The following is a 12,009-nucleotide window of genomic DNA, read 5'->3' as shown; positions in this document are numbered from 1 at the left end:
AAGCCAACCCCTGAAAGGAGTGACACCATGCAACAGTCCCACGCCTACAACGACAACAGCCTGGCCCTGACCACCCGCGTTCTCGACGCCAAGGCGAAAAAAGATCTGTCGTGGCAGGATCTTGCTGACGGCACCGGCCTCAGCCTGGCCTACGTCACTGCCGCCCTGCTCGGCCAGCATCCGTTGCCGGAAAACGCTGCTAAGGTGGTCGGCGACAAACTCGACCTCAGCGCGGATGACGTTGCCGCCCTGCAGATCATTCCTCTGCGTGGCAGCCTCAGCGGCGTGCCGACCGATCCGACCATCTACCGTTTTTACGAAATGATCCAGATCTACGGCACCACCCTCAAAGCGCTGGTTCATGAGCAGTTTGGTGATGGGATCATCAGCGCGATCAACTTCAAACTGGACATCAAGAAAGTCGAAGACCCGGAAGGCGGCTCCCGCGCCGTGGTCACCCTCGACGGCAAGTTTCTGCCCCTGCGCCCGTTCTGATGCGCCGGCCCGCACACTGCGTGCGGGCCATCCGATTTCCGCCAAGAGGACACGCCCCATGAAAAATCTCATCGATGGCTTCCTGAAATTCCAGAACGAAGCTTTTCCGCAACGCAGCGAACTGTTCAAACACCTGGCGACCACACAGCAACCCGGCACGCTGTTCATCACTTGTTCCGACAGCCGTGTGGTGCCTGAGCTGCTGACCCAGCAGGAACCCGGCGAGCTGTTCGTGATCCGCAACGCCGGCAATATCGTGCCCTCCTACAGCCCGCATCCGGGCGGCGTGTCAGCGACGGTGGAGTATGCGGTGGCGGTGTTGGGAGTGACCGATATCGTGATTTGCGGCCACTCCGATTGCGGCGCGATGACCGCGATTGCCCAGTGCAAATGCATGGATCACCTGCCCGCCGTCAGCGGCTGGCTGCAGCATGCCGAGTCGGCGAAGGTGATGAACGAAGCGCGCGTGCATGGCAGCGATGCGGCGAAATTAAGTTCGATGTTGCGTGAGAACGTGATCGCGCAACTGGCGAATATTCAGACCCACCCGAGTGTGCGCCTGGCCCAGGAGCAAGGGCGGCTGAATCTGCATGGCTGGGTCTATGACATCGAGACCGGTGCGATCGACGCCCTCACTTCCGATCGTCGCACCTTTGTGCCGTTGGCCGAGCAACCAACCACTTGCGCGATCAGCGCTAGGACTTCCAACGCAGCCTGACGCCCGGGCCGGTGATCGTTCCCACGCTCTGCGTGGGAACGATCAACAGATCAGCGTTTCACCGTGAGATCAATCTGAGTCATGCGACTGCGCACGGTAAAAACGCCATCGCCGGAGAGAATTGCACTGCGCGCAAACAGGCGCCCGCTCTCCCAATTTGAAAGGCCCAGTTCCGGCTTGTTCAGCGCGTACTGGCCATCGACCCAACGCGTGATGCCGTTGCCCACGAACGGCGCATTCACGGCGTTATAGAAACGCTCCTGAGCCGCCGCATCCTCACTGATCAACGACACGGTGAATTGCGGGCTGTAACGGTTGAACAGCGCAATTGCCTGATCCAGGTCCTCGACGATCATCAGGCTGACTTCCGGGGTTTCCTCCCATTCCCACTCGCGGCCCAGGTCCGACTCGGGCAAGGATTCGGCCAGCGCTTCGGTCCGGTAACCCTGCGCACGATAAACCTCGACCGTCGCGTTCTGCCATTCGCTTGGCAGGCAACTTTCACTGCCCTCGATGATGTGCAATTTGCAGCCTTGGCCGCGCGCCGTGCCTGCGCCTTTCAACGCATCGAGAAACAGCGGCACCAGTTCAGCGGCGCGTTCACGCTGAATCAGGCAGACATTCAGGGTGTTGCAGACCTTGCGATCCAGCGAGTTGCGCACCACCGCCGCGAAGCGTGTGGCGTCTGCGTCACGGTCGGCGACCAGCCACGCGCCGCCGGTGCCATGCAGGCTCACGGCGGTGCCCGCCTGCTGGGCAATGCTGCCCAACTGGCTGACCGCGCGCCCCGAGCCACGCGCCACCGCCAGCGACAGACGCCGGTCGGCGAACATCGCCCAACCGGCGGCATGATTGACGCTTTCGACCAACGACACCGCGCCAACCGGCAAGCCGGTTTCGGCCAGTGCCGGGTTCAATCCATGGGTGACGATGGCTTGCGCGGTGCCCAACGCATCGCTGCCGATGCGCAGCACAGCGGTATTGCCAGTGCGCAACACCCCGGCAGCGTCAGCAAATACGTTGGGTCGGCCTTCGAAGACAAATGCGACGATGCCCAGCGGCGAGACGACTTGCTCAACCTTCCAGCCGTCGTGCTCGACGCTGCTGATGACTTTGCCACGCGTCGGTGGCGCATCACGCCAGGCGCGCAGCCCGGCGATCATGTCGCGGCGCATGCGTTCATCCGCGAGCAAGCGTGTGGTCGAACGACCGCGCGCCTTGGCCCGCTCGATGTCCGCGCGGTTGGCAGCTTCGATCTGCGTCCAGCATTCAGGATTTTCCAGGCGCTGAGCGAACAGGTCGAAGAATTGACCGATGGCTTCATCGGGCACTGTCATCAAAGCGCTGAATGCCGCAGCCGCACGCTCGATCGCCACCGAGGCGGCCTGTTGATCGGCCACAGGGATCAGCAACAACTCGCCTGTAACTTGCTCGACCAGCAAATGGTCTCCGGGCTGAAACCGCGCGGCCAGTTCGGGGCTGACCACGGTGACGCGGTTACCAGCGAAAGGGATCGGCGTGCCAGCGACTAGACGTTCGAGCGCAAGAGACATGAAGCGGATTCACCATGCAGAGAGCGGCCGGAAAATGTAGCGCAATACGGGCTCAAATACACCTCTACAAACACTAAACAAACCTGTGGTGTTCAGGTGGGTCAGAACACCGACCAGCCAATCCGCGAGCTCAGCAACTCCAGCGCCGCCATCCCCGCCAGCGAATTACCCGCCGCGTTCAACTCCGGCGACCAGACGCACACACTGAATTGCCCCGGCACTACCGCAACAATCCCGCCACCTACCCCGCTCTTGCCCGGCAGACCAACGCGATAAGCAAAGTTACCTGCCTCGTCATACAAACCGCTGGTCGCCATGATCGAGTTCACCTGCTGGGTCTGGCGGCGCGTCAGGATCTGCTCACCGCTGTGCTTGCAGAAACCGTCGTTGGCCAGGAAGCAGAACGCCCGGGCCAGATCGATGCAATTCATCCGCAGCGCGCAATGGCTGAAATAGCTGCGCAATACTGCTTCGACATCGTTGTGAAAGTTGCCGAACGACTGCATCAGATACGCCATCGCCGCATTGCGCGCGCGGTGCTGGTATTCGGAGTCGGCGACCTTGCCGTCGATCATGATCTGCGGGTTGCCCGACAGGCGTCGGACGAAGTCGCGCATCGACAATGTCGGCGCGGCGAAGCGCGACTGGTTGATGTCGCAGATGACCAGTGCCCCGGCATTGATGAACGGATTGCGCGGGCGGCCGCGCTCGAATTCCAGTTGCACCAGCGAGTTGAATGGCTGGCCGGACGGCTCGTGGCCAAGCCGTTCCCAGATCGCTTCGCCGGAATGATCGATGGCCTGTACCAGGCTGAACACCTTGGAAATACTCTGCACCGAGAACGGCGTTTCAGCGTCGCCGGCGCAGTACATTTCGCCATCGTTGCTGTACACGGCAATGCCCAATTGGTTGGCCGGCACGGTGCCGAGGGCGGGAATATAGTCAGCAACTTTGCCCTGCCCGATCAGGGGCCGGACGGCGTCAAGGATCTCGTTCAACAGCGCTTGCATGCCGGGTTCCGAAAGTTTCGCCCCATGGGATTGCGGGGACACTGGGGCTAGACGCTGCGCCCGCCGGTCGCATCACACCGGCAAGCGCGGCGCAAAATGTTCTAGGCTCAAGCGGACCATTCAGACACAGGAGAGCACCATGCACCTCGAAGGCTCCTGCCATTGCGGCAAAGTCACGTTCAGCCTCGACAGCGCCCATCCTTATCCCTATCAACGCTGCTACTGCTCGATCTGTCGCAAGACGCAGGGCGGTGGCGGTTATGCGATCAATCTCGGCGGCGATGCGACTACCCTCAAGGTTCGCGGGCGCAAAAACATCAGCGTCTATCACGCGAAAATGAAAGCCGAGGGCGACAAGCGCGCCCATCGCAGCAGCGCCGAGCGCCACTTCTGTGCGCTGTGCGGCAGCGGCCTGTGGCTGTTCAGCCCGCAGTGGCCGGAGCTGATTCATCCATTCGCCTCGGCGATCGATACGCCGCTACCGGTGCCACCGGAACACACGCACCTGATGCTTGGTTCGAAAGCGCCGTGGGTTGAGCTCGAGGCCAAGCCGAAGGATCAGCAGTTTGATGAATATCCCGAAGAATCGATCGCCCAGTGGCATGAGCGACTCGGCGTGACCCGCTGAATACCGCGCCCTTCGCGAGCAGGCAATATCAATCAGTCCAGATGCGCCCAGGTCATCCTGAACAACGCTCCACCCCACACCGAATCGCCAACCTCAACCTGCCCACCATGGGACTGCGACACCCGCCGTACCAGCGCCAGACCCAGCCCGAAACCACCGGTGCGCCGGTCACGGCTGGCGTCGAGTCGCGAAAACGGTTCGAAGATTTTTCCCCGTCCATTCAGCGGCACGCCCGGCCCGTCATCGCTGACCCGCACTTCATAGTCATCGCCGTTGCGCAGCAGAGACACCTCAACGCGCTGCTCGGCATAGCGGATGGCGTTGCGCAAAAGGTTGATCACCGCCCTCGCCATAAAACGCGGTTCAATGCTCACGATGTCAACCTGGCAACCTGAGATCGACAACTGCACACCCGCCGCTTCAGCTTCCAACGCGACACTGCCGACAACGCTGTCGAGCCAGTCGGCCGCGTGAATTTTCTCGCGTTTGATTACCGTCGCGCCGTGCTCGAGGCTGGCGTAGGTCAGCAGCTCCGAGACCATTTCCTCAAGCTCACCGAGGTCGGCATACATGTCGGCGATCAGCTCGCGATTCTGGCTTGGGTCCGGCTGTTGCTTGAGCTGATCGAGTTCGAACGACAGCCGCGCGATCGGCGTGCGCAATTCGTGAGACACGGCGTTGGTCAGTTCGCGCTGGTTGGCGATCAGCCCCTCGATGCGCGCCGCCATCAGGTTGAAGTGCTCGGCCAGATCACGGATGTTCGAGCGCCGCGATAACTGGATGCGCACCGACAAATCGTTCGCGCCGAAACGCTCGGCGGCCAGCCGCAGCTTTTCCAGATCGCGCCAGTGCGGGCGCACCCAGAAAAACAGCACGATGCCGATCAAAACCGCCAACATCATGTAGGCCGCCGTGATATAGAACGGCATCAGGCTCGGCTCCGGCGGCAGCTTGATGCTGAGCAATTGCGAGCCGCCATCGATATTGCTGATGAACTGCGTGTAATCGTCGCGGATCACCAGCAGATTCTGCGCCAGTTCGGCCTTTTCTTGCGGCGTCAGCGCCAGTTGATCGGCCTCGATCAGACTTAGCGACAGGCCGTAATGCGCGCGCAACGAATCGAGTTTCTGTTCACGCTCGGCACCCTGCCGCCCTTGCAAATGATCGACCAGCGACCACGCCTGACCGCGCACGGCTTCACGGTTGTAATCCTGCATCTGGCTGTCGAGCAACGCGTTGAAGGTGTGTTCGACCGTCTGCAAGGCCAGCACCAGCCCCACTGTCATCACCAGAAACAGACCGAGGAATAAGCGCAGCATCTACAATTCCCACGCAAAAGGATTGAACAGATAGCCCTTGCCCCACACGGTCTTGATGCAGACCGGCTCGCGAGGGTTGTCCTTGAGTTTGTTGCGCAATTTGCTGATGTAGACGTCGACGCTGCGGTTGAGCCCGTCGAAGGCAATGCCGCGCATGCGATTGAGAATGTCATCGCGCGAAAGAATCTTGCCCGCCGCGCTGGCGAGCAACCAGAGCAGCTCGAACTCCATGGTCGTCAGCTCGATCAGCTCACCGGCCAAGCGCACTTCACGGCAACTGCGGTCGATGCTCAATTGCCCGAACTCAAGCGAACTGACCACGCTGGTGTCCGGCATCTGTCGCCGTTGCAGCGCACGCAGCCGTGCGAGCAGTACCGGCGGTTTGATCGGTTTGATGACGTAATCGTCAGCGCCTGATTCCAGGCCGAGAATGTGATCAAGGTCGTCTTCCTTGGCCGTGAGGATGACGATCGGCGTATCCGACACGCTGCGAATTTCCCGGCAGACCTGCAACCCGCTCTGCCCCGGCAACATTAGATCCAGCACCACCATTTTCGGCTTGAATTCGAGAAACGCCGCCACGGCCAGATCGCCGCGATGCACCGTGCGTACCTCGTAGCCGTGTTGCTCAAGAAAGTGTGCAATCAGTGCGGCGAGACGTTCGTCGTCTTCGACCAGCAGGACTTTGCCGAAACCCAGGTTATCCATAACGACCGTTGCCAAGCCAAACGTGGAAGGGCCGATATTATGCGGGCATTCATCGAACAGGCGATGACGGTAAACAGCAAAAACCGGCTACGCGGGCCGGTTTTCGGTGATGTTTCATTCTCTTAAGAGTTTTTTACAATCAGACGATGATGTTCGTTTTTTGTAGGAGCTGCCCCGTCATGCGGCGACCGGAACACCGCTGTGGAAGCGGAATTCCTCGTCCGGCGATTCGATCAGTTCCTGCTCGGCCGCGCGGACGCGCTCGATCACCTGAGCGACATCCTTGGCATCACCATACTGATACGCCAGTTTCAGATAACCCTGAAAATGCCGCGCCTCGCTTTTCAGCAGACCGAAATAGAATTTGCCCAGTTCTTCATCCAGATGCGGCACCAGTGCTTCGAAGCGTTCGCAACTGCGTGCTTCGATGAAGGCACCGACGACCAGCGTATCCACCAGTTTCACCGGTTCGTGACTGCGCACCACTTTGCGCAGGCCCGAGGCGTAACGGCCGGCGTGCAGTTGACGCAGCTCGATCTTGCGCCGCTTCATGATGCGCATGACCTGCTCGTGGTGCACCAGTTCTTCCCGGGCCAGGCGCGACATCATGTTGATCAGGTCAACATGGGCGTGGTACTTGGCAATCAGGCTCAGCGCCGTGCTGGCGGCCTTGAACTCGCAGTTCTTGTGGTCGATCAGCAGGGTTTCCTGATCGGCCAGTGCCGCCTGGACCCAGGCGTCGGGGGTGCGGCAGCCAAGGAATTCGTGGATTTCGGGAAGGATCATGGGGCTCACGGTAAAAAGGTGTTCGAGCGAAGGGCGCCGATTATACCGGCCTGCCCGCAGACCACCAGCAGCGGCTGTTGATATGCATCAAGTCGCAGACGTTCGGGTAGCAACTATAGTTGTGCAACGCCGTGCCTTTTCTTTGCTGGAGACTCCGCTCATGCAAGCCATTCGCAGCATTCTGGTGGTCATCGAACCTGAACATGCGCAAAGCCTGGCGCTCAAGCGCGCCAAGCTGATCGCCGGCGTCACTCAGGCCCACCTGCATCTACTGGTGTGCGACAAGAAGCATGATCACGCTGGGCTGCTCAGCGTGCTCAAGGCTGCATTGCTCGCCGAAGGCTACAGCGTGACCACCGAACAGGCATGGAACGAGAGCCTGCACGAAACCATCATCGATGTGCAGCAGGCCGAGGGTTGCGGTCTGGTAATCAAGCAGCACTTTCCCGACAGCTCACTGAAAAAGGCTCTGCTGACCCCGGCCGACTGGAAGTTGCTGCGCCACTGCCCTACTCCGTTGCTGCTGGTGAAAACCGCTGGTTCGTGGAAGGACAAGGTCATCCTCGCGGCTGTTGATGTCGGCAATGCCGACGGTGAGCACCGGCATTTGCACAGCACCATCATTGATCATGGCTACGACATCGCCAGCCTGGCCAAGGCGCATCTGCATGTGATCACCGCGCATCCGTCACCGATGCTCTCGGCAGCCGATCCGACGTTTCAGCTCAAATCGACCATAGAAGCCAAATATCGCGAACAGTGTCGGGCGTTCCAGGCGGAGTTCGATGTCGATGACGAGCACCTGCACATCGAGGAAGGCCCGGCGGATGTGCTGATCCCGTTCATGGCGCACAAGCTCCAGGCCGCGGTAACGGTGATTGGCACGGTGGCGCGCAGCGGCCTGACAGGTGCGTTGATCGGCAATACCGCCGAAGCAGTGTTGGATGCGCTTGAGAGCGATGTGCTGGTGCTCAAGCCGCAGGAAGTTGAGGATCATCTGGTGGAATTGACCGTGAAACATTAAAAGCAAAAGATCGCAGCCTTCGGCAGCTCCTGCGGGTAGAACGCATTCCCATGTAGGAGCGGCCGAAGGCTGCGATCTTTTGCTGCTCAGGCGCCAAAGGCGTCTTTGAGGAAACCGGGGGCGATGTAGCGCTGATAATGCGCTTCCGACAGCAGGAAGAACTCACGATCAATGGCGTCACGCAGTTCCGGCAGGTTCCAGTCGCGGAACTCCGGCAGCAACACCATCCCGTACGCTTCCAGATTAACGATCACCCGCGCGCCCCGGGCAATCAGCTGATAGGCCCAGCAATATTCCGACTGATGCGGTACGAAGCGGATCTTGCGCTGCTCCAGCTGCTCGCGCAGGCGCGCCGGGTCGAAGATCTCGACCTTGCTCGCCATCACTTGTGACAGCAATTGCTCCAGACGCAGCCAGACCGCGCGCTTTTCCTCCTCGTTGTACCCATTCCAATGGATCACTTCGTGGTGGAAACGCTTGCAGCCACGGCACACCAGGTCACCGTAAACGGTGGAGCAGAGGCCGACGCAGGGGGTCTTGATGGTCTGATTGGGCATAAATGGGCAGAACACTGAAACGCGGAACAGGCCGGCATGTTAGCCCTTTGTCGGGCATTGATCACCCCTCAAACAGCAAGGTCTCGCCAGCGCCTCACGTTTGCTCCGGCCGCGCTTATTGCCACGAAAGTCCAATAGAGCGCGACTTACCTTTAAATTTTTTTTGCCGTAGAATCAGCCAGCCTTTTAAGGCGCCAATGTCCGTTAGAAGCTGTTTTCAAAGCGTCACGAGCACAGTCGTTCCTTCAGAGCGGTGTTGGCGAAGGGTTTTTCCAGCGGGGAAAAGCCCAACGCCAACCCTCATCAGCTCCCCGTTCTGCAGGCGTAAAACTTTGAAAGCAGCTTCTGTAAGGAATTGCCGGTAATTCTGGCCGAACGACCCACAACGTCGTGAGGCGCATGAGTACGGCAATTTCGGGATGAGCGTCCCGGACACCCATTTGGGACCACTGATGAGGGTAATAACTGTGCTTGAAGCCTACCGCAAACATATCGAAGAGCGTGCAGCCCTGGGTATCGTTCCCCAGCCGCTTAACGCCGAACAAACAGCAGGCCTGATCGAGCTGCTGAAAAACCCTCCGGCTGGCGAAGAAGCTTTCCTCGTTGACCTGATCACCAATCGCGTACCGCCTGGAGTGGACGAAGCCGCCTACGTCAAGGCCGGCTTCCTGTCTGCCCTGGCCAAGGGCGAAGCCTCCTCCCCTCTGCTGGACAAGAAACGCGCTGTCGAACTGCTCGGCACCATGCAGGGCGGCTACAACATCGTCACTCTGGTTGAACTGCTGGACGACGCCGAGCTGGCGCCAGTCGCCGCCGAAGAACTCAAGCACACCCTGCTGATGTTCGATGCTTTCCACGACGTCGCGGAAAAAGCCAAGAACGGCAACGTTCACGCCAAGGCCGTGCTGCAATCCTGGGCTGACGGCGAGTGGTTCAAGAAGCGCCCGGTGCTGGCCGACAAGATCAGCCTGCGCGTATTCAAGGTCACCGGCGAAACCAACACCGACGACCTCTCCCCTGCGCCAGACGCCTGGTCGCGTCCTGACATCCCGCTGCACGCCCTGGCCATGCTGAAAATGGCCCGTGACGGCATCGTTCCGGACGAGCAAGGCAAGACCGGCCCGATGAAGCAGATCGAAGAAATGCGCGGCCAGGGTTTCCCGATCGCCTACGTCGGTGACGTGGTCGGTACCGGTTCCTCGCGTAAATCGGCAACCAACTCGGTGCTGTGGTTCTTCGGCGACGACATCCCGTACGTGCCGAACAAGCGCGCTGGCGGTTTCTGCTTCGGCAGCAAGATCGCTCCGATCTTCTACAACACCATGGAAGATGCCGGCGCCCTGCCGATCGAGTTCGACGTGTCGAACATGAACATGGGCGATGTGATCGACCTGTACCCGCACGCTGGCAAAGTCTGCAAGCACGGTACCGACGAAGTCATCACCACCTTCGAAATGAAAACCCCGGTGCTGCTGGACGAAGTCCGTGCCGGCGGTCGTATCCCGCTGATCATTGGCCGGGGCCTGACCGAGAAGGCTCGTGCCGAACTGGGTCTGCCGGCATTCGATCTGTTCAAGAAGCCTGAAGCTCCGGCTGAAAGCACCAAGGGTTTCACCCTGGCGCAGAAAATGGTCGGCAAGGCCTGCGGTCTGGCAGAAGGCCAAGGCGTTCGTCCTGGCACCTACTGCGAACCGAAGATGACCACCGTGGGTTCTCAGGACACCACAGGTCCCATGACCCGTGACGAACTGAAAGACCTGGCGTGCCTGGGCTTCTCGGCTGATCTGGTGATGCAGTCGTTCTGCCACACTGCGGCTTATCCAAAGCCGATCGACGTGACCACCCACCACACGCTGCCTGACTTCATCATGACCCGTGGCGGCGTTTCCCTGCGTCCGGGCGACGGCATCATCCACTCGTGGCTGAACCGCATGCTGCTGCCGGACACCGTCGGTACCGGTGGTGACTCGCACACCCGCTTCCCGATGGGCATCTCGTTCCCGGCCGGTTCCGGTCTGGTCGCGTTCGCCGCTGCCACTGGTGTAATGCCACTGGACATGCCGGAATCGATCCTGGTGCGTTTCAAAGGCAAGATGAAACCTGGCATCACCCTGCGTGACCTGGTTCATGCCATTCCGTACTTCGCTATCCAGAACGGTCTGCTGACCGTCGAGAAGAAAGGCAAGAAAAACGCCTTCTCCGGCCGCATCCTGGAAATCGAAGGCCTGGAAGGTCTGACCCTGGAGCAGGCGTTCGAACTGTCCGACGCCTCGGCCGAACGTTCGGCTGCCGGTTGCACCATCAAGCTGTCGAAAGAGTCGATTACCGAGTACCTGCAGTCCAACATCACCCTGCTGCGCTGGATGATCGGCGAAGGCTACGGCGATGCACGTACTCTGGAGCGTCGTGCTCAGGCGATGGAAGCCTGGGTCGCCAATCCGGAACTGATGGAAGCCGATGCCGACGCCGAATACGCCGAAGTCATCGAAATCGATCTGGCCGAGATCAACGAGCCTGTGCTCTGCGCGCCTAACGATCCGGACGACGCCCGTCTGCTGTCCAGCGTTGCTGGCGAGAAGATCGACGAAGTGTTCATCGGTTCGTGCATGACCAACATCGGTCACTTCCGCGCTGCCGGCAAACTGCTGGATCAGGTCAAGGGTCAGCTGCCAACCCGTCTGTGGCTGTCGCCGCCGACCAAGATGGACGCTCACCAACTGACCGAAGAAGGCTACTACGGCATCTACGGCAAGGCTGGCGCACGCATGGAAATGCCAGGCTGCTCGCTGTGCATGGGTAACCAGGCACGCGTTGAGCCGAACAGCACCGTGGTGTCGACGTCGACCCGTAACTTCCCGAACCGTCTGGGCGACGGCGCGAACGTCTACCTGGCCTCGGCTGAGCTGGCGTCCGTTGCTTCGATCCTGGGTCGCCTGCCGACCGTCGAGGAGTACATGGAATACGCTGGCAAGATCGACAGCATGGCCGCCGATGTCTACCGCTACCTGTCCTTCGACCAGATCGCCGAGTTCCGTGAGGCTGCTGCGAACGCCAAGATCCCGGTCGTTCAAGCCTAACGCTGCAACGCAATAAAAAACGCCGCCCATCGTGAGATGAGCGGCGTTTTTTTATGCCTGTGCTGATCGTTCCCACGCTCTGCGTGGGAACGCCTCCTGTGACGCTCCGCGTCACGCCTGGGAACGCAGAGCGT

At 60.2% G+C, this 12,009-nt stretch carries 11 protein-coding genes; 5 read left to right on the top strand and 6 right to left on the bottom strand.

Annotation, left to right across the window (positions count from 1 at the left end; genetic code table 11):
* Positions 1–27 precede the first annotated feature (27 nt).
* Positions 28–495, top strand: a complete 468-nt coding sequence (gene cynS / locus ACP7D9_RS01540) for a cyanase (protein WP_426155245.1) — start codon at positions 28–30, stop codon at positions 493–495.
* Between the two features lie 58 nt (positions 496–553).
* A complete protein-coding gene (locus ACP7D9_RS01535; RefSeq protein WP_426155243.1) occupies positions 554–1,213 on the top strand; it encodes a carbonic anhydrase in 660 nt (219 codons plus the stop codon).
* Between the two features lie 50 nt (positions 1,214–1,263).
* Here ACP7D9_RS01535 and ACP7D9_RS01530 read toward each other — a convergent pair whose 3' ends face one another.
* Both ACP7D9_RS01530 and glsB read right to left on the bottom strand, forming a co-directional pair.
* Complete coding sequence (locus ACP7D9_RS01530) at positions 1,264–2,766, bottom strand: aldehyde dehydrogenase family protein (protein WP_426155241.1); 1,503 nt, start codon at positions 2,764–2,766, stop codon at positions 1,264–1,266.
* 101 nt (positions 2,767–2,867) lie between these two features.
* Positions 2,868–3,776 carry a glutaminase B gene (gene glsB, locus ACP7D9_RS01525; protein ID WP_024013269.1) on the bottom strand — a complete coding sequence of 303 codons (909 nt, stop codon included), beginning with the start codon at positions 3,774–3,776 and terminating at the stop codon, positions 2,868–2,870.
* 139 nt (positions 3,777–3,915) lie between these two features.
* Between glsB and ACP7D9_RS01520 the strand changes: the two genes are divergently transcribed.
* Positions 3,916–4,404 carry a GFA family protein gene (locus ACP7D9_RS01520; RefSeq protein WP_426155239.1) on the top strand — a complete coding sequence of 163 codons (489 nt, stop codon included), beginning with the start codon at positions 3,916–3,918 and terminating at the stop codon, positions 4,402–4,404.
* A 32-nt stretch (positions 4,405–4,436) separates the two neighbouring features.
* Here the strand turns inward: ACP7D9_RS01520 and ACP7D9_RS01515 are convergent, their stop codons facing one another.
* From ACP7D9_RS01515 to ACP7D9_RS01505, 3 genes are all read right to left on the bottom strand, one after another.
* Entirely contained in the window at positions 4,437–5,723 is a 1,287-nt protein-coding gene (locus tag ACP7D9_RS01515) for an ATP-binding protein (protein WP_426155237.1), read from the bottom strand.
* Positions 5,724–6,431: a response regulator gene (locus ACP7D9_RS01510; protein ID WP_426155235.1), complete on the bottom strand. Its 708-nt coding sequence runs from the start codon at positions 6,429–6,431 to the stop codon at positions 5,724–5,726.
* A 177-nt stretch (positions 6,432–6,608) separates the two neighbouring features.
* A complete protein-coding gene (locus ACP7D9_RS01505) occupies positions 6,609–7,217 on the bottom strand; it encodes a tRNA-(ms[2]io[6]A)-hydroxylase (protein ID WP_041480839.1) in 609 nt (202 codons plus the stop codon).
* 160 nt (positions 7,218–7,377) lie between these two features.
* Here ACP7D9_RS01505 and ACP7D9_RS01500 point away from each other — a divergent pair, with 160 nt between their 5' ends.
* Positions 7,378–8,241: a universal stress protein gene (locus ACP7D9_RS01500; RefSeq protein ID WP_426155233.1), complete on the top strand. Its 864-nt coding sequence runs from the start codon at positions 7,378–7,380 to the stop codon at positions 8,239–8,241.
* Between the two features lie 86 nt (positions 8,242–8,327).
* On the opposite strand, the gene ACP7D9_RS01495 is transcribed toward ACP7D9_RS01500, so the two are convergent.
* The gene (locus ACP7D9_RS01495) at positions 8,328–8,798 is read right to left on the bottom strand and encodes a DUF1289 domain-containing protein (protein ID WP_101155227.1); all 471 of its coding nucleotides are present in this window, start codon (positions 8,796–8,798) and stop codon (positions 8,328–8,330) included.
* A 467-nt stretch (positions 8,799–9,265) separates the two neighbouring features.
* Between ACP7D9_RS01495 and acnB the strand changes: the two genes are divergently transcribed.
* Entirely contained in the window at positions 9,266–11,875 is a 2,610-nt protein-coding gene (gene acnB / locus ACP7D9_RS01490) for a bifunctional aconitate hydratase 2/2-methylisocitrate dehydratase (RefSeq protein ID WP_203422059.1), read from the top strand.
* Positions 11,876–12,009: the final 134 nt, after the last annotated feature.

The sequence above is a fragment of the Pseudomonas sp. TSRC2-2 genome, assembly GCF_049897785.1.
Taxonomy (GTDB): domain Bacteria; phylum Pseudomonadota; class Gammaproteobacteria; order Pseudomonadales; family Pseudomonadaceae; genus Aquipseudomonas.
This window is presented reverse-complemented; position numbering and strand designations above follow the sequence as displayed.